This is a genomic window from Leifsonia sp. EB41, from assembly GCF_041262565.1.
Classification (GTDB): domain Bacteria; phylum Actinomycetota; class Actinomycetes; order Actinomycetales; family Microbacteriaceae; genus Leifsonia.
In genome coordinates this window covers 3,410,220-3,433,518 of record NZ_JBGCCJ010000001.1, presented here as the reverse complement: position 1 = coordinate 3,433,518, position 23,299 = coordinate 3,410,220, and the positions used below count along the sequence as shown (strand labels likewise).

Here is a 23,299-nt window from a genome sequence, read left to right as displayed (position 1 = left end):
CCCGAATCCGGCCAGGAGCGCGGGGATGCGATAGTGGTGACTGTGACGATCACGATGAGCAGCGGCGAGTGAGCCTCGAGCCGCCCCCCGAACTGGGGCTGCGCAGGGCGATGGTCTCGTTCGTCACCCTCGTCGGTGGCGTGCCGCTCGCCGTCATCCCTGCCGCGACCGTCTCGATCGCATCACGCGTGTTCCCGCTGCCCGAGCAGGGCGCGATCGCGGTGGCGACGATGGTCGCCACGTTCGTCGGGCAGCTCGTGTTCGCGGTCGTGGTCGAGTCGCGGCTCAGCTCCGCCTCCACCGAGCGCAGGGTCACCTTCCCGCTCTGGCTCGCCGGGCTCTCGATGCTCGCCGCGATCGCGGTCGCGGTCGCGTACACGAACGCCGTCGTGCTCTGCGTGGCCTTGCCCGTGCTGGTGGCCTCCCTCGAAGTCGGCCGCGGCGTCTCGGTGGCGGAGCGGCTCGACGCACGCGAGTTCTGGGCGGCCGTGACGGTGGGCGTCGGCGCACTCGTGGGGGTCGTCGCCGGCTTCGCCCACATCGAGTGGGCGCTGATCCCTCTCGTCGCGGGCATCTTCGTCGCGACGGTCATCCGTTCGATGCCGGTGTCGCACCAGGCTTCGCGACCCGAGCCGCGCGTGATGGGCTGGGTGGTCACGGACGTCGCGATCACCGGCGGCATCTACCCCCTGCTGAACGCGACGGTCCTGGCACTGCTGGGACCCGCGTCGGCGGTCCTGTTCACGTCGATCTCGACGGTCTCCGGCCTGCTCGCCATCCCGCTGAACTTCATGCGGCTCCGGCTGCTGAAGGCGCACTCGCGCGTGGACATCGTCGTCTCCGCCGCAGCGGTCGTCGGCGCCATCGTGGTGATCGTCGTGTGCGAGTGGCTCGGGGTGTTCGGCTACGCCTTCCACGGCACCTGGACCGAGGCGGCGACGGCCGTCCCGCTGTTCGTCGCCTGCCTGTGGCGTGCGGCGTCGCTGGCGTCGACGATCCCCTTCGCGAGCCTCCGCCGGATGGGCGAGGCGAAACTGCTGACCCTGCTGCGCGCGACTGCGGCCGTTGCGACCTTCCTCGCCGCCCTCGCCGTGGTGGCGACGAACGACCTGGTCTGGATCTTCGCCGTCCTGCTCGGCGGCGAGCTCTTCCAGGCCGTGCTCTACGAGACGGCACGGCGCAGGAAGACGGCCGAGCGCGTCGCCGCGCACGAGGGTGCGGCCGGATGACCGCGCGCATCCTCGTCGACCTCCTCTTCCTGACCGGAGGCAAGGGAGGCATGGAGTCCTACGTGCGCAGGCTCTACGGGGCGATGCGGCGCGACGCCGACGTGGAGTTCGTCGGTCTCGTCTCCTCGGAGGCCGCGAAGCTGGACCTGTCCTGGTTCCCCGGGGACGTCGTGTACTCGGGAGTGAGCGGCGAGGACCGGGTCGCCTGGGCGCTCGGCGAGCTGCGCGCGGTGCCCAGGCACGCCCGCCGGATCGGCGCCGATCTCATCCACGCTCCCGCGAACGTCGGGCCGCACCGCGCCTCCGTGCCCGTCGTGCTCACCCTCCATGACGTCCTGCCGTTCGCGCATCCCGAGTGGGTTCCCGGCCGGCACGGCGCCGTCCTGCGCTGGCTGATCCGGCGGACGGTCGCGAACGCGGCACGGGTGCTGACCGTGAGCGACGCATCGGCCGCCGGCATCGTGCGGGCACTCGGCGTCGACCCTGCGAACGTGGTCGCGATCCCGCTCGCCGGGGACGCCGCCGCGATCCCGTCGCCCCGCGTCACAGCCACCCGGCCGGAGGTGCTCTGCGTCGGCAACCGGATGCCGCACAAGAACGTCGAGACGCTCGTGAGGGCCATCGCCGGCCTTCCCGCGGAGGCGCGTCCCCGCCTCGCCCTCACGGGAGGCGGCGCGGACGACCCGCTCCGGCCGCTCGCCGACGAGCTCGGCGTCTCCGCCGACGTCGACTTCCTCGGGTGGGTCTCCGCCGAGGAGCTGGAGAGCGCCTTCCGTCGGTCGTCGCTCGTCGCCTTCCCGACCCGCTTCGAGGGGTTCGGACTGCCCGTGCTCGAAGCCATGTCGCGCGGGCGCGCGGTGCTGTGCTCCGACCTTCCCGTGCTCCGGGAGGTCGGCGGCGACGCGGCGGTGTACCTCGACCCGTCCGACGTCGCGGCCTGGTCGCGCGCGATCGGCGAGCTGACGCGCGACGACGCCGAGCTCGACCGCCGCGGGGCAGCCGGGCTGGAGCGCGCGAGCGAGTTCTCCTGGAAGCACGCCGCCGACCGCACGCTCGCGGAGTTTCAGTCCGTCCTGGCGCGCTCGTAGCGCCGGAGGAGCTCGTCCACCGACGCCCGCAGATTACGGGTGGCACTGGCCTCGGCGAACCAGCGCCTCGTCGACGCGCGCAGCTCGTCGCCGCCGTCCAGCGCCCTGACGACGGCGCCGCCCAGATCGGCAGGAGAGACGCTGCGCGAGAGGAAGCCGTTGACCCCGTCCACCACGAGGTCGGCGGCCGCGTTGTCCTCGCCCGCGACGACGACACTGGGCGTGCCGTGCGACGCCGCTTCGGCGACCACCAGGCCGAACCCCTCGCGGCGGGACGGGTTCACCAGCACCGACGCGCGCGCCATCAGCTCCTCGAGGTCGGCGTCGGGGACGCGTCCGAGGACCTCCGGTTCGACGCCTGCCTCGCGCGCCGCGGAGAGCAGCGCGGGAGTCTCGGGTCCCGACCCGGCGACGACCAGCCGCGCGTCGGGGTGCGAGCGCTGGACCACGCGCATCGCGGCCGGCAGCGAGCCGAGCTGCTTGTCGGCGATGTGGCGGCCGGCGAAGAGGATGAGGTGCCGGTCCGGCTCCCGCTCCGCGCTCGGCGCCACCGCACCGGCGAGGTCCATCAGCCCCAGGACCAGGCCGCCTCGACCGCGCCGCCGGGCCTTGCGGAGCGTGAACGAGCTGTTGACGGTGACCTCGTCGCTCAACCGGAGGCCGATGACCTGGAGCAGCCAGGCCACGGACCCGACGACCGGCCCGGAGTACTCGAACCACTTCCGCAGCGACCACACCTCCAGCCAGTCGGCCACGAGCCAGCTCCTGGTCCCGCGCAGCGCGAGCCGTGCGGCGAGGACGTTGAGCGGGGGAAGCGCGCTCACGACGACGATGTCGTAGCGCCCGCGCGAGCGGCGGAGTGCGCGGTACGTCGCCTGGGCGAAGGCGACCGCGGCCCTCGGCATCCGGTCGCCGTGCGCGTCGGCGATCTCGCCCTGCCAGATCTCGCGGATGGCGAAGTCCGTGGCCGGGGCCTGCCCGGCCGGCCACTGCCTGCGGGTCAGATAGTCCACCGCGGCGCCGCGTTCGCCGAACCGCTCGGCGAGCGCGCGGTAGACCCGCTCCCCGCCTCCCGTGTTCACGGGGTAGAGGCAGTCGTAGACGACGGCCACCTGCAGTGGTTCGTCCGCGTTCACCGTGCGAGCGCCTCGTCGCCTGCGCGCGGCGCCAGGTCGTCGGCCGCGGCGCGACGGGCCAGGAGGCCGATGAAGGCGGCGAACCCGGCCGACAGCACGACGAACAGGACGACAAGCGTCATCCAGCCGAGCGGAGGCTGCCACTGCGCGTGCTGGAGCATCCGGGTGATGGGCGTGCTCTCCCCCACCACGTACCGGCGGAGGGCGAGCACGAACGCGACGACCCCGAACAGCCACAGCAGGCCGACGACCACCCAGGTCGCGCGAACCGAGAGGAAGGCGATCCGCGTCCCGCCGCCGCGGCCGAGCACCCACCCGGCGACCGCGACCACCGAGAGGTACAGGAACAGACCGTACCGGCCCTGCCAGATGACCCCGGTCTGATGGGTGCCGTACGCCTGCACCAGGACGGGCACCAGGAAGGCCGCCGCGCAGCCCACGGCGAGCGTGACGAGCTCGCGCCGCCGTGCCGAGAGGAACGCCAGCCCGCCCAGGAGCGCGAGAGCGGCGATGGCCGGCCAGAAGGCCCACCCGGGCAGCGGTGCGTCGAACCAGCCGAAGTAGCCCAGCGCCTGCGTCAGGAAGGACGGGGTGCCGCGGACCATGTACGCCGCGCCCGACAGGAAGCTCCCGCCGACCAGCGGCGCGTCGCCCTTCTCGGCCTGACTGGACAGGCTGCCGCCGACGAGGGTCCAGCCGACGGAGAAGATGCCGCCGAGCGCGAGCAGCACCAGCCACGGATACGACGTCCGCCGCCGGAACACGGCCAGGAAGGCGCGCACTCCGGTCGCGACGACGCACAGCGCGACCAGGACGACGACCCAGAGCGGCCCGAGCGCCCTGGCGTTCGCGAGCACGATCCCGGAGACCGTCACGATGGTCCACAGGTAGGGCAGGCTCAGCCCGGCTGCGGACGACGACTCCGGCGCCTCCGCCCCGAACCGGCGCAGCAGGCGGAGGAGCGAGACCGTGAACGCCAGGCCCGCGACGATCTCGACGCCGTTCGGGTTGATGGCCCCGTTGAGGTAGACCACCATCGGGAGCGCGGCGAACGACAGCGCGAGCGGCATCCAGCGGGCGCGGCGCGACGCGACCGCCGCCTGCACGGCCCAGGCGAAGAACAGCGCGCCGAACAGCGCGCTCGCGATGCGCATGGCGTAGATCCCCGCCGAACCGCCCAGCAGCAGGCTCGGCCAGCCGACGACGTAGTAGTAGATCGGGTTGTACGCGCTCACCCAGCTCGCGGACCAGAGCGTGCCACCCGGTGCGCCCAAGGAACTCCCGCAGTCGGCCGGTGTGTTCGGGTGGTACACGAAGCACATGATCTGCGGGTTGACCGCATAGGACGCGGGCAGGTCGACGACCAGGTTCCGGATGCCGGGCTCGGCATGCCCGATGGGCTCACCGCGCACCTGCGCGATCGCCTTGACGGCGTGCGCGCTCTCGTCGGGGACGGAGAAGATCGGCGAGGCGAGCGCCCAGCTCACGCAGAGCGCGGCGAACAGGGCGAAGGCCGTCCAGAACACCCAGGCGGTCCGCTGCGGGGCGGGCGACGGGGCGCCGTCCGGCGCGAGGTCGCCTCGCGCTGCGACGTCGTCCGGCACGGAGCCGGGCGCGTCAGCGGCAGGGGCGTCGATTCGGGGTGAGGGCACAGACGGATTATGCCCTGCCGGCCGGATCCGTCCACTCAGCCCACTCCGCGAACCGCAGTGCGAGGTCGGGGTGCTCCGGGCGCAGCTCCGCGGCGCCTCCCTCTGCGTAGAGGCGGACGAGCTCGTCGACCGCGTCGTCGGGAAGGCCGGCGCGCCGCATCCCCACTGCGTTCGCGCCCCGCACACGCGCGGGGTTTCCGAAGGCCTTCGCCCACGGCGGCACGTCCCTGGTCACGACGGCGCCCATTCCCACCATCGCCCCCGGTCCGACGATGCGGCGCTGGTGCACGGAGACGCCCAGCCCGAGGTTCGCGCCGTCCCCCAGTCGCACGTGCCCGGCCAGCAGCACGCTGGAGGCCAGGGTCACGCCGTCGCCGAGCAGGCAGTCGTGCGCGATGTACGACTGGTTCATGATGAAGGCGTCGTCGCCGACCACGGTGCGGTCGTGCCAGCCCTGGTGGATCTGCGCGTACTCGCGGATGGTGTTGCGGCTTCCGATCGTCACGCCGTTACCGGCGGAGAACGAGCCGGCGTCGCGCGGATGTTCGAATCCCCGCACCTCGGGAGGGGCGCCGACGAGAGCGCCGGTCCCGAACCAGTTCCCGTCGCCGATCTCCACCGGGCCGATGATGACGGCGAGCGGGCCGATCGTGTTGCCCGACCCGAGCCGGACGTCGCCGATGAGCTGCGCGGACGGATGGATCGAGTTCGCGGCGTCGCTCATCGCTCGCAGTCCCGGCTCGAAGAGACAAGGTAAGGTGGCAGCGCATACTTTTCCCGCACCCACACACCCTAACCACACGAAGGCTCCATGATTCCCATCACGACGGTCAAGTTCGGTCCGGAAGAAGAGCGTGAGGTCCTGGAGGTCCTCCGCTCCGGGTCCATCGCTCAAGGCCCGAAGGTGGCGCGGCTCGAGGACGAGTTCGCGCGCATGCACGGCGTCCCGCACGCGATCGCGGTCAACAACGGAACGACCGCGCTGGTCGCCGCTCTCCAGGCGCTGGACCTGCAGCCGGGCGACGAGGTCGTCACCTCGCCGTTCACCTTCGTGGCCACGCTCAACGCGATCCTGGAGGCCGGTGCGACCGCGACGTTCGCGGACATCCGCTTCGACGACTTCAACGTCGACCCCGCCTCCCTGAAGGAGGCCGTCGGCCCGGCGACCAAGGTCCTGCTCCCCGTGCACCTGTACGGCCAGATGGCCGACATGGCGCCGATCGCCGAGCTCGCCGCCGAGCGCGGCCTGCGCATCCTGGAGGACGCCGCCCAGTCCCACGGCGCGACCTACGACGGCCGCTTCGCCGGCAGCTACGGCCTCGGCACCTTCTCGCTGTACGCGACCAAGAACCTCACCACGGGCGAGGGCGGCCTGATCACCACGAACGACGACGCGATCGCCGACAAGCTGCGCGTGATGCGCAACCAGGGCATGCGCGCCAGGTACGTCTACGAGATGGCCGGCCACAACTACCGCCTGACCGACCTTCAGGCCGCGCTGGGCCTCCCCCAGCTCGGGCGCTACGCGTCGATCGTGGAGGCCCGCAAGCGCAACGCCGCCCGCCTCATCGAGGGGCTGGAGGGCGTCCCCGGCGTCGTCGCCCCCCGCGAGCTGCCCGGCCGCTCGCACGTGTGGCACCAGTTCACCATCCGCGTCACCGACGAGGCGCGGGTCGACCGCGACACGTTCGTGCAGCGCCTCGCAGACGAAGGGGTGGGCGCCGGCGTCTACTACCCGCGCCTGCTGTGGGACTACGACGCCTACCGCGACCACCCGCGCGTCCTGCGCCGGGAGGCGCCCGTCGCCGAGCAGGTCGCCCGTCAGGTCGTCTCGCTCCCGGTCCACAACGCCCTCTCCGACGACGACCTCTCGACCATCGTCGCCGCCGTGCGCAAGGTGGCGGGAGCATGACCGCCGCTCGCATCGCCCTGGTGGGCGCCGGCACGATGGGCAGCCACCACGCCCGCGTGATCGCCCAGTCCCCGCGCTCGGAGCTGACCGTGCTGGTCGACCCGCGGGAGTCCGTGGGCACCGCGGTCGCCGAGCGCTTCGGCGCGAAGTGGCTTCCCGAGCTGCCCGACCTGTCCGACATCGACGGCGTGGTCGTCGCGGCCGCGACCGAGGCGCACTACGACCTGGCCATGCAGGTGCTGTCCCAGGACACCCCGCTGCTGGTCGAGAAGCCGGTGGCCGACAGCCTGCTGCGCACCGAGGAGATCCTGGCGCTGGCCGACGAGCGCGACCTCCCCTTCATGTGCGGCCTGCTCGAGCGCTACAACCCCGCCGTGATGACGGCGCGCGAGCTGATCGCAGAGCCTGTTCACGTCACCGCCACCCGCCACTCGCCGTACGCTCCGCGCATCCGCACCGGCGTCGCCTGGGACCTCCTCGTCCACGACGTCGACCTGGCGATCGGGATCATCGGCGCAGCGCCGGGCAATGTGGAGTCGCGGCTCGGGCACTTCCACCCCGACTCTCTGGCGGACGCCGAGGATGTGGCGGAGACCCTGCTCGACTTCCCCGGCGGCGCCATCGCGCACATCTCGGCGAGCCGGGTCGGCCAGCGCAAGATCCGCCAGCTCTCGATCTACGAGCGCGACCGCCTGATCGAGGTCGACCTCCTCCGCCGCGATGTCACGGTCTACCACCACGTCTCCGAGAACTCGGTCGACGACGGACGCGGTTACCGGCAGCAGACGGTCATCGAGATCCCGGAGCTGGTCAGCTCTGCGGAGCCGCTGACGACGCAGTTCGGGCGATTCCTCGACGTGATCGACGGCACGGCCGACGCCGCGGCCGAGCGCGCGACGATCCTCGCTCCGCACCGCGTCATCGACCAGGTGATCGCGCGCCGGCCCGTCCTGCAGGGATGAGCGTGCCCGCCGCCGCAGGAGAGCCCCACCGAGGAGAGCAAGCGCACCCATCCGGTGCGCGCGTTCGCCGACCATCCGGTCGTCCGCTACCTCGTCGCGGGCGGCCTGGCCTTCATCGTCGACTTCACGCTGCTGTGGCTGTTCCACGAGGTGTTCGGCTGGGCCACCTGGCTCGCGGCCGCGACGGCCTTCGTCATCAGCTTCGCGTTCACGTACACGATCCAGCGGGTGCTGGGCTTCAACTCGCAGGTGCCGCATGGCCCTGCGCTGATCAAGTACACTCTTCTGGTCGTCGTGAACACCGTGGCGACGTCCGTCATCGTCGCGCTGGTCGACCAGTCCCCGTTGAGCTGGGCAGGCGGCAAGGTCATCGCGACCGCCGTCACGACGGTGTGGAACTACTTCGCCTATCGCTACTGGGTCTTCGCCGGCCCCCGACGATCGAGCACGGCCTCCGAGGCCGCCCGAGAGGACTGAGGATGTACAACGGCGCAACGATCGCCGCAGTGGTGCCCGCTTATAAAGAAGAGCTGATGATCACCACGGTGATCGACACCATGCCGGACTACGTCGATCACATCGTGATCGTCGACGACCACAGCCCCGATGACACCAGCGGTGTGGTGAAGGCCAACCCGGACCCCCGCATCACCCTCATCCGCCACGAGGAGAACCAGGGAGTCGGCGGCGCGATCATCACCGGCCACCGCGCGGCGATCGAGCTCGGCGCGGACGTCAACGTCATCATGGCAGGCGACGCCCAGATGGACCCCACCTACCTGCCGGCGCTGATCGACCACGTGACGACGGAGGGCTACGGCTTCGCCAAGGCGAACCGCTTCTTCGCGCCGGAGTCGTTCCACGGCATGCCCCGCTACCGGATCTTCGGCAACATCGTGCTGTCGTTCATGACGAAGCTCGCGTCGGGGTACTGGCACCTGTTCGATCCGCAGAACGGCTACACCGCGATCCGGACCGACGTGCTGCGCCGGGTCCCGCTCGATCACGTAGCGCGCCGCTACTCGTTCGAGAACGACCTGCTCATCCACCTGAACATCCTCCAGGTGCCGGCCGTCGACGTCCCCGTTCCCGCGGTCTACGGCAACGAGGTCTCCAGCATCAAGCTCGGCCGGGTCGTGCCCGAGCTGCTCAGCCTGCTGACCCGCGGCTTCTGGCGGCGGATCTGGTACCGCTACGTGCTGTGGTCGTTCTCCCCGATCGCCCTCCTGCTCGTGCTCGGCCTGATCCTCTCCCTGTTCGGTCTGGGCGTCGCGATCTGGGTGTGCTTCCAGATCGCCGCCTCCGTCGTCGCCACGGCCGCGACCGTCATGCTCGCGGCGCTCCCGCTCATGCTCGGCACGCAGATGCTGATATCGGCGCTGCAGCTCGACATCCAGGCCAGCCCGTCGAAACCGACCTACCCGCCGTTCTCGGCCTCGTAGACGCCCGTACGCAACACGAAGGGGGCCGCTGCTCAGCAGCGGCCCCCTTCGTCGTTCGTCCGGCGGTCAGCCCGGGATGCTCATGACCGCCACGTAGCTGGCCAGCCCGACGGCCGGGGCCAGGTACCGGGTCCAGACCGCGCGCGTGAACAGCACTCCCGCGCAGGCCAGGAAGAACGGGATGAGCGACATGCCGTACCGGGGCGGCAGCGAGAAGTAGTACCCGCTCACCGCGATGTTCGCGACCGCGAGGATCGGCCCGGCGAGCAGGGCGACCACGAACGACCCGAGCGCCAGTGCCTCGTGCTGCGTGCCGCGCTTCGCCGCCGCCAGGAGGCCCAGGACGCCCGCCACGATCACCCAGGTCATCAGCGTCGCCGCGATGACGGCGGCGAACCCCACCTGGCTGGGCTGGATCGCCCCGTTGGCGACGCCGGGGAAGAACTTGAACACCTCGTCGACGAAGGCCTTCTTGCCGAACGGCGTGGAGACCCCCTGGTCCGGGAAGGTGCCGACGGTCGCGGCGTTCCGGATCAGGATCCAGATGACCTGGCCGACCAGCGAGGCGACGACCGCGATCGCCGCGATCAGTATCCGGCGGTCGCGGAAGAACGTCCTCGTCCGTTCGCGCCAGACGCCTTCGGACCGGAAGGCGTCGTTCGCCGCCATGATCAGCAGGATCAGCGCCGCCGCGGCGACCGCCATGAGGTTCTGCAGCTTGGCGAGGGTGACCAGCACGCCGAACAGGACGAACAGGATCGCGCCGCGCCTGCCCGGTCTGCTCAGCATCGTCAGCCCGAACAGCATGAGCGAGCCCGCGAGCAGTGAGGTGGCGTCCGTGCTGATGTAGGTGTTCGACCAGTACGCGGAGAGGGAGCCGACCATGAGCAGGCCGAGACCGGCCGCCGTGGCGGGGTGGACCCGGAGCCGCCGCAGTGAGAGGTAGAGGAGGATCGCACCGGCCGCGAGCCAGGTCCAGCCGGTCAGCCTCCCTGCGTCGGTGATGTCGGTGATGCCGAAGAGCCGGAGCGGCTGGGCCATGAGCCACGTCGCGCCGAAGTAGAGCGGCGTGTAGAGGTCCGCAGTGGTCTTGCCCGTGTTGGGCATGCGCGCGACGTCGGAGGCCGTCCAGTGCTCGCAGAACGAGTCGGGGTAGAAGCCGATCGTCCGCACACCGTGGCACGACAGGTAGAGCCGGGCGTATTGGCCGGTCTCCTCGCCCTTGTGCACGATGATCTGCGTCGGCACCTTGGCGAGGTAGTCGATGTAGACGTACTCGTCGATCGGCGAGACCGTCGCGTGCTGCGGCGTGATCCAGACGCCGAGCAGCAGGCTCGCCAGCCCGAGGACGACGCAGAGGATCGTGTCGATGAGCCGTGGCCGCGAGCGGAACCGGCCGGGGCGGCTCGTGTCCGCCTCCGGACGATCGGTGTCGGAGGAGGTCGTTTCGAGGCTCACGCGAGAGTCTCCCCGAGCAGATCCGTGCACTCGAGGGCAGGGGTGTGGGCCAATCTCTTGCCTTTCTGGAGATGGGTGCGCGTTATCGAGGTGTCATCACTTGACGACGACCTGCGTGCATCCCAGGAGTGTAGTCGACCCGAACGGCGTCAGCGGCACACCTTTGGCGCACAGCTTGTAGGTGCCGGGCTGGGTCACTCCGACCACCGTACCCGAGAATCCGTGGGCCGGCCCGAACGCGGGGAACGCTCTGCCGACGTCCGCGCGGGCGCCGGACGCCGGGACCTGGAGGCTGGTCACCGTGTTGTCCGGCTTGGTCACCTCGATCGAGACGGTGGCGGGGCTCGACGGCACCGCGGGGTCGACGGCCCACCCGCTGGCGGAGATCGTCCAGTTGCCCGCGGTCCCGCCCACGCCGGCCCAGTCGAGCGACCCCACCACCTGGTTGGCGGTGATGGTGAGCGAACGGCAGCCGATCATCGCGTTGCCGCGGTTGTACGTGGATTGGGCGATGCCGTAGGCGCACAGCCGGTAGGTGCCGGCCTTCGTGATCGTGAAGCTCTGGGTGAAGCCGTGCAGACTGCCCATCCCCGGGAAGGCCCGGCCGATGTCGTCCCGCGGGTTCGTGGACGCCGTACGGATCGCCTGGACGGTCCCGTCCGGCTTGTCGAGGTACAGGTCGACGGGGATCGAGGTCCCCGGCGCGCCCTGGTCGAGCGCCCACCCTGAGGCGTTGACCTGGGGCGCTCCCGCGCTCGCCGACATCCAGAAGCCGTCGAGCGACCCGATCGGAGTGACCTGGGGGACGGTGACCGGGAGGCACCCGATCATCGCGTTGGCGGCGCCGAACGGGGACTGCCCGATCGCGAACCCGCAGACGTTGTACGTGCCGGGCTGCGAGAGCACGAGCGATCCGGAGAAGCCGTGCGCTGCTCCGGCCCCGGGGTAGATGCGCGCGATGTCGTTGCGCGACCCGGTCGTCGGGACGCGCTGCGCCGCGGTGGTGCCGTTCGGCCTGTCGATGTACACGTCGACGGGGATGCTCGTGCTGAGCCACGCGTTGTCGATCGCCCACCCGCTGAACAGGATCGAGGTGCGGCCGTCCGCGCCGAGCGAGATCGTGGCGGAGTCCAGGACACCGGCCGGATTGCTCGCGCCGAGCTGCACGGTGCGGCAGCCGACCGACGCGTCGGCCTTGCCCGCCGCCGTGTGGCCGGAGATCGTCACGCAGAGTTGGTAGGCGCCGGCCGGTCCCGCCGGCACGGTGACCGGCAGCGAGAACCCGTGCGCTGCCCCGGCGGCCGGATAGGCCCCGGCGACGTCGGGACGCGAGCCGGACGCCAGAGCGGTCGCGGTCGCTTTCGCCCCGGTCGGGCCCGTCACCGTCGCGGTCGCCGTGGCGGAGGTCGCCGGCGACGTCGGGTCGAAGCCCCAGCCGCTCGCGGTGAGGGTGGCGCCGGTCGCCGTCGCCGTCGCGCCGACGGAGTCGAGGCTGCCGACCGCCGCGGTGCCGTTCACGGTCACCGAACGGCAGCCGAGGAGCCATCCCCCTGCGCCGCCGGTCATCGGGAAGACGCAGACGTTGTAGTTTCCCGGCAGCGTCGCGGGGAACGTCGACTGGTAGCCGTGGTTCGGCCCGGCGGCCGTATAGACCGCTCCGACGTCCGGGCGGGAGGCGTTCGCCTTGATCTCGTAGCCCTTGGTCGTCCCGTTGGGCTGGTCGATGTAGATGTCCACCAGCGCCGTGGTCGCCGGAGCCGACCGCTCGATCGCCCAGCCGGACACCAGGATGCCCGCGCCGGTGTCGGTGTAGCGGACGGAGACGTCGTCCAGGCTGGCGAGCGGATCCACCGTCCCGGTGGGCGAGCCGAACCACTGGTTGTAGTAGACCCAGAAGTTGCGGTTGCCATAGCTGGAGCAGGAACCGCCTGCGCCGTACAGGTTCGCGAGCGCGGCCTGGTCCGGCTGGTAGGGCGTGTAATAGTACAGCGCGGCCGTCGCCAGGTTCTTGATCGTGATGACCGGCGCCGGGCAGCCGGGGCTGGGGCTGTAGCGCACCGCAGAGGGCGAGCCGACCGGGAACCAGGTGAAGTAGTTCGACGTGCCAGGCGGATTGCCGTAGCGCACGAGCTGGTGGGCGGCGCTGTAGATCTGGTTGAACACTCCGTAGTAGGAGGTGTCGCACCCGGAGGTGTCCGGGCACGCGTAGCCCATCGCCTTGTTGAGCTGCCCGGTGGTCGGGGCCGCCGTCGTGATCAGACCCTGCTCCTTCTGGAGGGTGACCAGGATGACCTTCGCGCTGATGCCGCACGCCTGCTGCACCTTGAAGATGATCGCCGCAGTGGACTCCGTGCCCCCGCCTGCGTAGGCGTTGCACATGGCGTCCGCCGCTCTGCTCGACGTGGCGAACTGGCCGACCGCGAGGCACGAGCTCGTCTGGCACGACACCTTCGAGCTCAGGAAGGACTGGACCTCCGCCTGGGTCATCGCGTTCGCGTTGTAGAAGTTGGCGTCCGAGATGATGTTGGACGGATCGAAGTCGGAGCCGGACAGCGCGTCGGCGCGGTCGGGCACGGACCAGCCGCCCATGACGGCGGCCGCGATGGCGACCAGGAGCACGAGTGTGCTCGCGACGACGCGTTTCGGAGTCATTTCCGGTTCTCCTCACCCGGTGAGAATGGCCCCAGTGAGACCCGCAGGATGGAACGTTTCGTCCAGCCTATTGGCTCACCACGCGAAATGCTTGCGTTTTCTGCCGCTCACGCGCGCAAAGCACACCCCCGTTCGGGTGCCGCCGGTTACAGCTCGGACGCCTGTTTGCGCCGTTCGTTGCGCGCCTTGTACCGCTCCATGACCGCCGACACGCCACCCTCGCGCAGGTAGTACGCGGCCCGATCCAGGTCGCGGCGGATCCCGGTCCGAGGGACCACCTGGACCTTCTTCACGGCCTTGCTCGCGGAGGACTTCGAGTTCACGTCCTTGTCGGCCGCGCGGACCGGGCGCCGGCAGAACTCGATCAGCGGCGCCAGCGCGCGGCTCCAGCGGAAGTCCTCGCGGACCCTCGCGACGGCGGCGCGCGCGGAGGCGACGGCCTCCGCATCGAACAGGTACTGCTCGATCGCCTCGGCGAGCGCGTCCACGTCACGCTCCGGCACCGACGCGCCGAGCCCCTCCTTGGCGACCAGGTCGCCGAACGAGTCGCCGGCGGTCGTCACGATCGGCAGCCCCGCCCACAGGTAGTCGAGGATCCGCGTGCGGAACGAGAAGGTGGTCTCGACGTGCTGGAAGTGGGTGGAGACGCCGAGGTCGGCGTCGAGCAGGTAGTTCTGGCGCTCCTCGTACGGGACCCAGCTCTCGTTGAAGAACACGTTCTTCCCGAGCAGGCCCAGGTGCTCGGCGAGGACGCGCGCCTGCGAGACGGCCTCCATCTCCGGCACGTCCGGGTTGGGGTGCTTCACGCCCATGAAGAAGAGGCGGAGGTTGTCGTGACGCTCCGCGAGCTGCGCGACAGCCCTGATCAGCGTCTGGGGGTCGAACCAGTTGTAGATGCCGCCGCCCCAGACGATGACCTTGTCGTCCTGTGCGATCCCGGGGACCGCTCCGCGGATGGCGTGCTCGGTCTGCTCCGGGTCCTCCGACGGGATCCCGAACGGGGCGACGGCGATGAGCGAGTCCAGCTCGGGGTCGCGCGAGTACGTGTAGGCGTTGATCCGGCCGAGCGCAGCGAGCTGGCCGAGCCAGAAGTGACGCTGCCTGTCGCTGGCGCAGAGGAAGAAGTCGCCCTGGTCGAGCTGCTGGTTGAGCGTCTCGGTGGCGTCGCCGATCTGCTTGTTCCACTGCTTGAACGTGTTGCCGCGGCCCTGCTCGAGCTGCTCGAGGTGCATCGGGTCGTAGACGTCGACCACGAGGATCTTCTGCGACTTGGCCAGCGCGGGGAACAGCGCGAGCGCGTTCCCCTGGAGGACGATCACGTCCGCCCACTTCTCGTGCTCGACGACCGTCGAAGGATGGTGGTGCGAGATCGTCGCGAGCTCGAACGGCGCGTCGACCGGAGACACCGACGTCATCGACAGCAGCCGCACGTCGTGCTCGTGGGCGAGCTCGCCCGCGATGTGCCACGACCGGATCGCCGGGCCGGCCATCCGTGCGCCGATGGGGTCGCCCGTGATGACCAGCACGCGCCGCCTGCGGCCCGCGTTCTCCAGGACATCCAGGCTGGCGACGATCTTGGCGTAGCCGTCGAGGTACGACTCGATCGGGTACGCGGGCTCGTCGAGCTTTCCGAAGAGCGTGATGAGCTCGCGGTCCGTGCGCACCCGTGACGCCTGGATGGCGCGCCGCTTGTCGGTCATCTCCGGGAGGAGCTCGACGAGACGGTCGATCGCGAAGACGCCCGCCATCGTCGACTTGGGCACCTCCAGCGTGCGCTGGTCGTCGCCGCCCGGGTTGCGGAGGTCGAACTGCGTCGAGTCGATCCCCCCGCGCCCGACGGCGCGGCGGACGGCCAGGAGCAGCGCAGCGGCGAAGGTGTCGTCCAGCAGCTCGTCGCCGAGATTCTTGTAGAGCGTGTAGAGCGCGTTGCGCTCCAGGAGGTACTCCTCGCGGAAGTTGCCGAACTTGTTCATCGACGCGTGGTGCTTGTGGTACGCCAGCGACGCCGGCTGGAACCGGAAGCGGTAGCCGGCGAGGTTGAGCCGCCAGCCGAGGTCGACGTCGTCGTAGAACATGAAGTAGTCGTCGTCGAAGCCCTCGAGCAGCTCGAACACCTCGGCGCGGATGAACATCGCAGCGCCTGTGCCGAACAGGACGTCCTTCTCGGTGTCCCAGGAGCCACGGTCCTGCTCGCCGGCGTGCGGCTTGTAGCCCATCCCGTACCAGGTGATGGCGCCGTCGACGAAGTCGACGTCCGTGCCGTCCCAGTCGAGCACCTTGCTGGCGACCGCGCCGATGTCCTTGCCTGTGGCGAAGGTGTCGATCGCGGTGCGGATCCAGTCGGTGTGAGGTTTCGCATCGTTGTTGAGGAACGCGACGAACTCTCCGGTCGACTTCGAGACGCCGAGGTTGCAGCCTCCGGTGAATCCGAGGTTCGCGCCGGAGTCGATCAGGACGATGTCGTCACCGAGGGCGCGCAGCTTCTCCAGGCTGTCGTCGCCGGAGCCGTTCTCGACGACGACGATCTCCAGCAGCTCGGCCGGCCAGTTCAGCGCACGCAGGCCCGCGACGCACTCGATCGTGTCGTCGGCGCCCCGGAAGTTCACCAGTACGACGGAGACGACCCCCGGTCGACGCTTCTTCATCATTCGTCTCGTTCCTTAAGTCTTTTCCACTGCGTTCGGCCACGGACCCCGCAAAGTCTAGTCGCACCCGATTACGGCCCCCGGGCTGCACGCACAGGCGCTACCGAGGTTCGCACCCGCTCAGCGATTAGAATGACCTTCTGTCAATCGCCGGGAACATCCGCTTCCGGTGCTCACACGAGAAGGCGGACGAGAACGATGAGTACAAGCGCAGCCGACCTCCGGGCGCTCGCCATCGAAGAGACCCCTTTCCAGACGATCAGTCAGAAGCAGGGCTTCTTCCGTGGGAGCGGACGGTCCATCGCCGACGTCTGGGCGCACAGGGAGCTGCTCGGCCTGCTCGTCAGGCGCGAGATCAAGGCCCGATACAAGGACAGCTCGCTCGGCCTGGTCTGGAGCCTGGCGCGCCCGCTCATCCAGCTCCTCATCTACTACTTCGCGATCGGGCAGGTGCTGGGCGCGGCCCGCAACACCCCGGACTTCGCGATCTTCGTGTTCACCGGTCTGACCATCTGGGGCCTGTTCAGCGAGATCGTCTCCAGCTCGACGGGCTCCATCATCGGCAACGGCGGACTGGTCAAGAAGGTCTACCTGCCGCGGGAGATCTTCCCGCTCAGCAGCGTGGGCGGAGCGCTGTTCAACTTCGGGGTCCAGCTCGTCGTGCTCGTGATCGCCATCCTGGTCCTCTCGCACTTCCCGATCGGCGTGACGCTCCTGCTCGCTCCGCTGTCGATCGTGATGCTCGTGGTGTTCGCCACCGCGGTCGGGCTCGTGCTCTCCGCGGTCAACGTCTACCTGCGCGACACGCAGCACTTCGTCGAGATCGCCCTCCTGGTGCTGTTCTGGGCCTCGCCGATCGTGTACCCGTTCACGTTCGTCCACAACGCGCTGCACGGGAACTGGATCGAGCAGCTCTACCTCGCCAACCCCGTCACCATCGCCGTCCTCGGCATGCAGAAGGCGCTCTGGGCCGGCGGCCTGGAGGGCGCGGGCGCGACCGCCCAGGTCTGGCCCAGCCAGCTCGGGCTGCGCCTGGTCATCATGCTCGGCGTCAGCCTCATCCTCCTCTGGCTCTCGCAGCGCGCGTTCGCCAGGCTTCAGGGCAACTTCGCGCAGGAGATCTGACCGGTGACCGACATCCCCCTGATCCGCGTCGACGACGTCTCGAAGCGCTTCGTCATGCACAAGGAGAAGTCGCTCAAGGAGCGCATCCTCAACTTCTCCGCGTCGCGCAAGCACCGTGACGACTTCTGGGCGCTCCGCGACATCTCGCTCGACATCGACATGGGCTCGACGGTCGGCCTGGTCGGCCACAACGGCTCGGGCAAGAGCACGCTCCTGAAGGTCATCGGCGGCATCATCGAGCCGACGAGCGGCTCCGTGTCGCGCCGCGGCCGGATGGCCGCGCTCCTCGAGCTGGGCGCCGGCTTCCACCCCGACCTGACCGGCCGCGAGAACGTCTACCTCAACGCCGCGATCCTCGGGCTGACCCGCAAGCAGACCGACAAGTACTTCGACGCCATCGTGGACTTCTCCGGCATCGAGGACTTCATCGACACCCAGGTCAAGTTCTACAGCTCCGGCATGTACGTGCGCCTGGCGTTCGCGGTCGCGGTGCACGTCGACCCCGACCTGCTGCTCGTGGACGAGGTCCTCGCCGTCGGCGACGAGCCGTTCCAGCGCAAGTGCATGGACAAGATCGAGGAGTTCCAGCGCGAGGGCCGCACCATCGTACTGGTGAGCCACTCCGCCGAGCAGGTCGGCCGCCTCTGCGACCGCGTCGTGGTGCTCAACCACGGCCACCTCATCCACGACGGCAGCCCCACCGAGGGTCTGCGCGTCCTCCGCCAGGGCTTCGAGCAGCAGCGCATCGACCACGACGCCGCCCACCCCGGCACGGTCGCTCCGAAGACGGCGACCATCGACAGCATCGTGGCGCTGCCCCGCGTGGCCGGGGTCGTCGACACCTCGCGCGAGCCGGCCGACAAGTCGGAGGCCATCCTGCTCGAGCCCGCGTCGGACCTGGTGATCCGCTACCGCTACCGGCTCACCGCGCAGCAGGAGCCGCTCGCCGCCGGCATCGCGATCGAGACCGCGACCGGCCTCGGCGTCTACGGCCTCAACACCAAGATGCTGGAGACGACGATCCCCGCCGATCCCGGCCTCCACGAGGTGGACTTCGTGATCGACCGCAACGCGCTCGGCGCTGGGACCTACTCGGTGCGCGGCAGCCTCGAGGAGGTCGCGGGGACGTCGCTCGACCGGCTGACGCCGGCCTCCACGTTCGAGATCGCGCCGTACGAGATCGGCTCGGGCATCGTCCGGCTGGACGCGTCCGCGGTGGTCGTCGGCGCCGAGGCAGAGGTGCCGTCCGGGCTCAGCGCGCGCTGACGCTGACCGCTCCGAGGCGGCTCGCTCCGAGCCTGCTCGCTCCGGGGCCGGCGCTCAGAGCGAGCGGATCCACTCCCACTGCCGGCGGAGGCCCTCCTCCAACGCGACCTTCGGCTCCCAGCCCAGGGCCTCGCGCGCCCGCGCGCTGTCGCCGCCGGTGCGGAAGACGTCGCCGCGCACCGGGTCCAGGCGCTGCACGTCCAGGCGCTCGCCGGTCACGGCGGCGATGGTGTCGAGCACCTCGTTGACCGAGACGCTGCTGCCGCCGGACAGGTTCATCACCCGCGGCAGGGCCGAGGTCGCGTCCAGGCCGGCGATCAGGGCGTCGACGATGTCGCCGACGAACGTGAAGTCGCGGATCTGCTCGCCCGTGCCGTAGACGGTGATCGGAGAGCCGTCCCGCGCCGCGCCGAGGAAGCGCGTGAAGGCCATGTCCGGCCGCTGCCGCGGACCGTACACGGTGAAGAAGCGGAAGGCGGCCGTCTGCACGCCGAAGCTCTCGGCGTAGAGGCCGGTCAGGTGCTCCCCCGCCAGCTTGGTGACGCCGTAGGGCGACAGCGGGCGCGGCAGCATCTCCTCGTGGGTCGGGTACGTCTCGGCCTGGCCGTAGACGGACGACGACGACGCGTAGAGGAACCGCGTGCCGGGCGACGTCCGCACGATCGACTCGAGCACCCGCTGAGTGGCGTCGACGTTCGCGCGCGTGTAGGCGACGAAGTCGTCGCCCCACGACTTGCGCACGCCCGGCTGGCCGGCGAGGTGGACGACCGCGTCGGCGCCCTCGAGGACGGGCGCGAGGTCGAGCGTGTTGAGGTCGGCCTCCACGACCGTCAGCCCTGGGCCGGCGACGGCGTCGAGCGCCGCACGTTTGAGCGCCGGGTCGTAGTACGGCGTCAGCGCGTCGACGACGACCACCTCGTCGCCCCGCCCCAGCAGGGCGGAGACCAGTGTGCTTCCGATGAAACCGGCGCCGCCGGTGACGATGACCCTAATCGTTGATCCCTCTCGCCCGCATGCGCTTGGCCGAGTCGCCGATCCAGCGGATCGGCGCGGAGGCCTTCCACGAGGTGCTGGTCAGCACTCCCTGGAGCTGGCCTCGCCACTCCGCCTCGATCCTGGCCTGCTCGCGGGCGGCCGTCAGGTGCGTCTCGTGCAGCTCGCGACGCGTCTCCTCCAGCAACCGGTGGTCGTCCGCCTGGTCGGCGAGCTGCTGGGACAGCTCGGCCGTCTCGCGCTTGAGGCGCGCGACCTCGGCGAGCAGCGGCCCGGCGTTGCGCTTGTTGTTCTTGCCCAGGTGGATCTTGCGGGCGACCTCGACCGGCCAGCTGTGCAGGTCCGACTCGAAGTTCTCCAGCTCCACGCCGTTGACGCGGAGCCCGGACAGGCTGAGCGTGACGTTCGCGGAGAGCTGGTCGCGGCGCGAGTACCGGAGGACGTGGTCGAACCAGCGCTCCATCGCGGCCTGCACCTGCGGAGTGTTGCGCCGGGCGATCATCCCGTTCCAGTAGGGGTGCTGCTGGATGAGGTCGGGGTAGAGGTCGGCGTAGTGCAGCAGCTGCTCCTGCACCCGGGCGGCGTCGTCGTAGTTGAGTGCGACGACCTCGTCGAACTCGTCGATGACGCGCTCCCGGTAGCTGTGCAGCGACACGCCGTAGTCGGCGTCGGCCAGCCACGCGTCGAGGATCTCGTCCGGGGTCTTCTTCAGCAGCACCGAGTTGTCGATGTACAGCGTCTCCTCGAACCCGGCCACGTCCTCGTGACCGCGGATCTTGAACTCGCGCTGGCTGCGGACGAGGTCGAGCGGGAACATCGGCTCGACCAGCACGATCCGCCAGGTCTCGCTCGTCAGCGCCGGGTCGTCGGTGAAGCAGATGAAGGGGATGTCCGTCTGCGACGCGACCGGCTGCTCGAGCAGCTCCTCGTATCCCCCCAGCAACGCCGTATAGACAGCACGACGTCCGCTCATTGGTTCTGGCTCCTTCGGGTAGACGATCCCCAAGACGATATCACCTGGCCGCGATAGGGTTGACGCATGCCCCGCCTGGTGTTCCTCTACGCCGAACCGTTCCGAGGAGCAGGATCGACGGTGATGCGGGGCTTCCAGCTCGCGGACCTCGCGCGCGAGCAGCTCAGCGGACACAGCGTGCACGTCAGGACCCTCGGCTCCACGGTGCGCAACTCGACGGTCTTCCTCACGAAGGGGGCGCTCAAGCTCGCGACCCCCGTGCAGCTCGACGAGCTGGTGCGCCGCGGCAACCGCCTCCTGTTCGACCCGGTCGACGAGCTGCCGCCCGGCACCACCGCCCGATTCGCCGACGTCCTCGTGGCGAGCTCGCTGACCGCGTTCGAGGAGTACGGCCGCGCCTTCCCTGGCACCAGGGTCGCCCTGGTCAACCACCACGTCGACCCGCGGCTCGACACGACGCAGCCGACGCACGACGCGTTCCGCGCCGGCTACTTCGGCGAGAGCGTGAACGCCGTGCTCACCCCGCGGATCGAGGAGACCGTCGACGTCATCCCGATCGACACCTCCCGCGAGGATGCCGGCTGGCTCGGGCGCGTCGGCGACTACTCCTTCCATTACGCCGTTCGCCTGCACCGCGAGCTCGACCACTACAAGCCGTTCCTCAAAGGCTTCACCGCGGCCCACTGCGGCGCGCCGGTGCTCATCCAGCGCGACCAGCAGGAGGCGGTGCGCTGGCTCGGCGGCGACTACCCGTATCTGATCGACGCCCCGGTCTCCGAGCAGCAGATCCTCGACGCCCTCACCGAGGCCGAGTCGGACTTCGGCGGTCCGCGCTGGCAGCGGGCGCTGGCCACGATGGCCGGCATCCGCGCCCGCACCACCCCGCAACGCATCGGCGAGGAGCTCGCGGCGGCGGTGCTGTAGCGGGCGGTGCTGCTGCGATGGTCCGGGCGCGCCCGCGCACCGGTCCTTGCAGGCTGTCGATCTATGCTGGAGGGCGATGTCCTCACCCGTCCCCTCCCGCGCGACCGCCGTCGTCACCGTCAGCTACAACTCGAGCGGCGAGCTCGGGGGCTTCCTCGACTCCGTCGCCGGCGGCCAGCTCGCCCCGCACACCTACATCGCCGACAACCTGTCGGCCGACCTCGACGCGACAACGGCCATCGCGGCCGCGCACGACGCGACGGTCGTCGAGGTGGGTGAGAACCGCGGCTACGGCGGCGCCGTCAACGCGGCCGCCTCGGCCCTCCCGGACGAGGTCCGCTACATCCTGGTGTCCAACCCGGACGTCCGGCTCTCCCCCGACACCGTCCGCGTCCTCGTGCAGGCGCTGGAGGACCGCCCGGAGCTCGGCGCCGTCGGCCCCCGGGTGCTCAACGTGGACGGCACGCCGTACCCGTCAGCCCGCTCCTTCCCTTCGCTCCGGACGGGCGTCGGTCACGCGGTCTTCTTCTCGCTCTGGCCGCGCAACCCGTGGAGCCGCCGGTACCTGTCGCACAAGGACGGCTCGCTGGAGCCGCGCACGGTCGACTGGCTGTCCGGGTCGTGCGTCATGGTCCGCCGGAGCGCGTTCGACCAGCTCGGCGGGTTCGACGAGGGGTACTTCATGTACTTCGAGGACGTCGACCTCGGCTACCGGCTCGCGAAGGCCGGCTGGAAGCGGCTCTTCCTGCCGACGACCAGCGTCGTCCACTCCGGGGCGCACTCCACGACCACGGAGTCGGCCAAGATGATCCGCGCGCACCACGACAGCGCCTACCGCTACCTGAGCCGCAAGTACTCCGGCCCACTGCTGGCACCGCTGCGCTGGATCCTGCGGCTGGGCCTGGACCTGCGCGCCGCCTACCTCACGCGCCGGGGAGCCTGAGGCCCACGGCGCCGAGGGGCGTCAGCCCTCCAGCAGCCGGGTGAGGTACTGGCCGTAGCCGCTCTTCACCAGCGGCGCGGCAAGCTCTGCGAGACGCTGGTCGTCGATCCAGCCCGCCCGCCAGGCGACCTCCTCGACGCAGCCGACCTTGAAGCCCTGGCGGTCCTCGATCACGCGCACGTACTCGGAGGCCTGCATCATCGACTCGAATGTCCCGGTGTCGAGCCACGCGGTGCCGCGGTCCAGCACCTGGACCTGCAGCTTCCCGGACTCCAGGTACCGCTCGTTGACCGTCGAGATCTCCAGCTCGCCGCGCGCGCTGGGCTCGATGGTCTTGGCGATCTGAACGACGGAGTTGTCGTAGAAGTACAGGCCGGGGACGGCGTACTTGCTCTTGGGCCGTACCGGCTTCTCCTCGATGGAGACCGCGGTGAAGTTGTCGTCGAACTCGACCACGCCGTAGGCGGTCGGGTCGCTCACCTGGTAGGCGAAGATCAGGGCGCCGTCGATGTCGTTGTGCTGCCGCAGCGACGAGCCGAGGCCGGTGCCGTGGAAGATGTTGTCGCCGAGGACGAGCGCGACCGACTCGTCGCCGATGAACTCCTCGCCGATGATGAACGCCTGCGCGAGCCCGTCCGGCGACGGCTGCACCGCGTACTCCAGCCGGATGCCGAGCTGCGAGCCGTCCCCGAAGAGGGCGCGGAACTGCTCGTTGTACTCGGGGGTGGTGATGATGAGGATCTCGTTGATCCCGGCCATCATCAGCGTCGACAGCGGGTAGTAGACCATCGGCTTGTCGTAGATGGGCATGAGCTGCTTGGAGATGCCCTTGGTGATGGGCCAGAGCCGGGTGCCGGAGCCGCCGGCGAGGATGATTCCGCGCATGGTGTGGGGTCGTC

Annotated in this window: 19 protein-coding genes; 10 read left to right on the top strand and 9 right to left on the bottom strand. The window is 70.1% G+C overall.

From position 1 onward, the window contains the following. Positions 1 to 68 precede the first annotated feature (68 nt). Together ABH923_RS16945 and ABH923_RS16940 are read left to right on the top strand one after the other, a co-directional pair. The gene (locus tag ABH923_RS16945) at positions 69 to 1,229 is read left to right on the top strand and encodes a hypothetical protein (protein WP_370056565.1); all 1,161 of its coding nucleotides are present in this window, start codon (positions 69 to 71) and stop codon (positions 1,227 to 1,229) included. Beyond that, positions 1,226 to 2,317 carry a glycosyltransferase family 4 protein gene (locus tag ABH923_RS16940; RefSeq protein WP_370056564.1) on the top strand — a complete coding sequence of 364 codons (1,092 nt, stop codon included), beginning with the start codon at positions 1,226 to 1,228 and terminating at the stop codon, positions 2,315 to 2,317. Before ABH923_RS16945 ends, ABH923_RS16940 begins: the two co-directional genes overlap by 4 nt. On the opposite strand, the gene ABH923_RS16935 is transcribed toward ABH923_RS16940, so the two are convergent. Genes ABH923_RS16935 through ABH923_RS16925 form a run of 3 tightly spaced genes read right to left on the bottom strand, consistent with a single transcriptional unit; the run spans position 2,293 to position 5,829 of the window. After that, positions 2,293 to 3,453, bottom strand: a complete 1,161-nt coding sequence (locus tag ABH923_RS16935) for a glycosyltransferase family 4 protein (protein ID WP_370056563.1) — start codon at positions 3,451 to 3,453, stop codon at positions 2,293 to 2,295. The two genes, ABH923_RS16940 and ABH923_RS16935, sit on opposite strands and share 25 nt — an antisense overlap. Beyond that, a complete protein-coding gene (locus tag ABH923_RS16930) occupies positions 3,450 to 5,105 on the bottom strand; it encodes a DUF2142 domain-containing protein (RefSeq protein WP_370056562.1) in 1,656 nt (551 codons plus the stop codon). The genes ABH923_RS16935 and ABH923_RS16930 overlap by 4 nt, the downstream gene beginning before the upstream one ends. Positions 5,106 to 5,112: 7 nt before the next feature. Then, on the bottom strand, positions 5,113 to 5,829 hold the full coding sequence (locus ABH923_RS16925) for a UDP-N-acetylglucosamine acyltransferase (RefSeq protein ID WP_370056561.1): 717 nt from the start codon (positions 5,827 to 5,829) through the stop codon (positions 5,113 to 5,115). A gap of 87 nt (positions 5,830 to 5,916) precedes the next feature. On the opposite strand from ABH923_RS16925, the gene ABH923_RS16920 reads away from it, so the two are divergent. The 4 genes from ABH923_RS16920 to ABH923_RS16905 are packed head-to-tail and all read left to right on the top strand — an operon-like array spanning position 5,917 to position 9,421. Next, the gene (locus ABH923_RS16920) at positions 5,917 to 7,017 is read left to right on the top strand and encodes a DegT/DnrJ/EryC1/StrS family aminotransferase (protein WP_370056560.1); all 1,101 of its coding nucleotides are present in this window, start codon (positions 5,917 to 5,919) and stop codon (positions 7,015 to 7,017) included. Next, positions 7,014 to 7,979: a Gfo/Idh/MocA family protein gene (locus ABH923_RS16915; protein ID WP_370056559.1), complete on the top strand. Its 966-nt coding sequence runs from the start codon at positions 7,014 to 7,016 to the stop codon at positions 7,977 to 7,979. Before ABH923_RS16920 ends, ABH923_RS16915 begins: the two co-directional genes overlap by 4 nt. 54 nt (positions 7,980 to 8,033) lie before the next feature. After that, positions 8,034 to 8,456, top strand: a complete 423-nt coding sequence (locus ABH923_RS16910; protein ID WP_370056558.1) for a GtrA family protein — start codon at positions 8,034 to 8,036, stop codon at positions 8,454 to 8,456. A gap of 2 nt (positions 8,457 to 8,458) precedes the next feature. Beyond that, positions 8,459 to 9,421, top strand: coding sequence for a glycosyltransferase family 2 protein (locus tag ABH923_RS16905; protein WP_370056557.1), 963 nt, complete (start codon positions 8,459 to 8,461; stop codon positions 9,419 to 9,421). Between the two features lie 66 nt (positions 9,422 to 9,487). Here the strand turns inward: ABH923_RS16905 and ABH923_RS16900 are convergent, their stop codons facing one another. The 3 genes from ABH923_RS16900 to ABH923_RS16890 form a co-directional block, all read right to left on the bottom strand. After that, complete coding sequence (locus ABH923_RS16900; RefSeq protein ID WP_370056555.1) at positions 9,488 to 10,879, bottom strand: hypothetical protein; 1,392 nt, start codon at positions 10,877 to 10,879, stop codon at positions 9,488 to 9,490. A 96-nt stretch (positions 10,880 to 10,975) separates the two neighbouring features. Next, on the bottom strand, positions 10,976 to 13,531 hold the full coding sequence (locus ABH923_RS16895; protein WP_370056553.1) for a hypothetical protein: 2,556 nt from the start codon (positions 13,529 to 13,531) through the stop codon (positions 10,976 to 10,978). Between the two features lie 146 nt (positions 13,532 to 13,677). Continuing rightward, positions 13,678 to 16,176, bottom strand: coding sequence for a glycosyltransferase (locus tag ABH923_RS16890; protein ID WP_370056552.1), 2,499 nt, complete (start codon positions 16,174 to 16,176; stop codon positions 13,678 to 13,680). Between the two features lie 198 nt (positions 16,177 to 16,374). On the opposite strand from ABH923_RS16890, the gene ABH923_RS16885 reads away from it, so the two are divergent. Beyond that, positions 16,375 to 17,301: an ABC transporter permease gene (locus ABH923_RS16885; protein WP_370056551.1), complete on the top strand. Its 927-nt coding sequence runs from the start codon at positions 16,375 to 16,377 to the stop codon at positions 17,299 to 17,301. A gap of 3 nt (positions 17,302 to 17,304) precedes the next feature. Continuing rightward, positions 17,305 to 18,567 carry an ABC transporter ATP-binding protein gene (locus ABH923_RS16880; RefSeq protein ID WP_370056549.1) on the top strand — a complete coding sequence of 421 codons (1,263 nt, stop codon included), beginning with the start codon at positions 17,305 to 17,307 and terminating at the stop codon, positions 18,565 to 18,567. A 54-nt stretch (positions 18,568 to 18,621) separates the two neighbouring features. Here the strand turns inward: ABH923_RS16880 and ABH923_RS16875 are convergent, their stop codons facing one another. Beyond that, entirely contained in the window at positions 18,622 to 19,551 is a 930-nt protein-coding gene (locus ABH923_RS16875) for an NAD-dependent epimerase/dehydratase family protein (RefSeq protein WP_370057384.1), read from the bottom strand. Between the two features lie 4 nt (positions 19,552 to 19,555). Then, positions 19,556 to 20,533: a glycosyltransferase domain-containing protein gene (locus ABH923_RS16870; RefSeq protein ID WP_370056548.1), complete on the bottom strand. Its 978-nt coding sequence runs from the start codon at positions 20,531 to 20,533 to the stop codon at positions 19,556 to 19,558. Positions 20,534 to 20,599: 66 nt separating this feature from the next. Here ABH923_RS16870 and ABH923_RS16865 point away from each other — a divergent pair, with 66 nt between their 5' ends. Together ABH923_RS16865 and ABH923_RS16860 are read left to right on the top strand one after the other, a co-directional pair. Then, positions 20,600 to 21,457 (top strand): hypothetical protein, encoded by an 858-nt coding sequence (locus ABH923_RS16865; protein ID WP_370056547.1) that lies wholly within the window; start codon positions 20,600 to 20,602, stop codon positions 21,455 to 21,457. 76 nt (positions 21,458 to 21,533) lie between these two features. Further along, the gene (locus ABH923_RS16860) at positions 21,534 to 22,400 is read left to right on the top strand and encodes a glycosyltransferase family 2 protein (protein ID WP_370056546.1); all 867 of its coding nucleotides are present in this window, start codon (positions 21,534 to 21,536) and stop codon (positions 22,398 to 22,400) included. 21 nt (positions 22,401 to 22,421) lie between these two features. On the opposite strand, the gene rfbA is transcribed toward ABH923_RS16860, so the two are convergent. Next, on the bottom strand, positions 22,422 to 23,285 hold the full coding sequence (gene rfbA / locus ABH923_RS16855) for a glucose-1-phosphate thymidylyltransferase RfbA (RefSeq protein ID WP_370056545.1): 864 nt from the start codon (positions 23,283 to 23,285) through the stop codon (positions 22,422 to 22,424). Positions 23,286 to 23,299: the final 14 nt, after the last annotated feature.

What these genes read in the sequence shown, in the direction of transcription:
- ABH923_RS16860 (WP_370056546.1), top strand. Translation starts at nt 21,534, where the DNA reads ATGTCCTCACCCGTCCCCTCCCGCGCGACCGCCGTCGTCACCGTCAGC.
- ABH923_RS16920 (WP_370056560.1), top strand. Translation starts at nt 5,917, where the DNA reads ATGATTCCCATCACGACGGTCAAGTTCGGTCCGGAAGAAGAGCGTGAG.
- ABH923_RS16925 (WP_370056561.1), bottom strand. Translation starts at nt 5,829, where the DNA reads ATGAGCGACGCCGCGAACTCGATCCATCCGTCCGCGCAGCTCATCGGC.
- rfbA (WP_370056545.1), bottom strand. Translation starts at nt 23,285, where the DNA reads ATGCGCGGAATCATCCTCGCCGGCGGCTCCGGCACCCGGCTCTGGCCC.
- ABH923_RS16885 (WP_370056551.1), top strand. Translation starts at nt 16,375, where the DNA reads ATGAGTACAAGCGCAGCCGACCTCCGGGCGCTCGCCATCGAAGAGACC.
- ABH923_RS16905 (WP_370056557.1), top strand. Translation starts at nt 8,459, where the DNA reads ATGTACAACGGCGCAACGATCGCCGCAGTGGTGCCCGCTTATAAAGAA.
- ABH923_RS16915 (WP_370056559.1), top strand. Translation starts at nt 7,014, where the DNA reads ATGACCGCCGCTCGCATCGCCCTGGTGGGCGCCGGCACGATGGGCAGC.
- ABH923_RS16870 (WP_370056548.1), bottom strand. Translation starts at nt 20,533, where the DNA reads ATGAGCGGACGTCGTGCTGTCTATACGGCGTTGCTGGGGGGATACGAG.
- ABH923_RS16890 (WP_370056552.1), bottom strand. Translation starts at nt 16,176, where the DNA reads ATGAAGAAGCGTCGACCGGGGGTCGTCTCCGTCGTACTGGTGAACTTC.
- ABH923_RS16865 (WP_370056547.1), top strand. Translation starts at nt 20,600, where the DNA reads ATGCCCCGCCTGGTGTTCCTCTACGCCGAACCGTTCCGAGGAGCAGGA.
- ABH923_RS16895 (WP_370056553.1), bottom strand. Translation starts at nt 13,531, where the DNA reads ATGACTCCGAAACGCGTCGTCGCGAGCACACTCGTGCTCCTGGTCGCC.
- ABH923_RS16940 (WP_370056564.1), top strand. Translation starts at nt 1,226, where the DNA reads ATGACCGCGCGCATCCTCGTCGACCTCCTCTTCCTGACCGGAGGCAAG.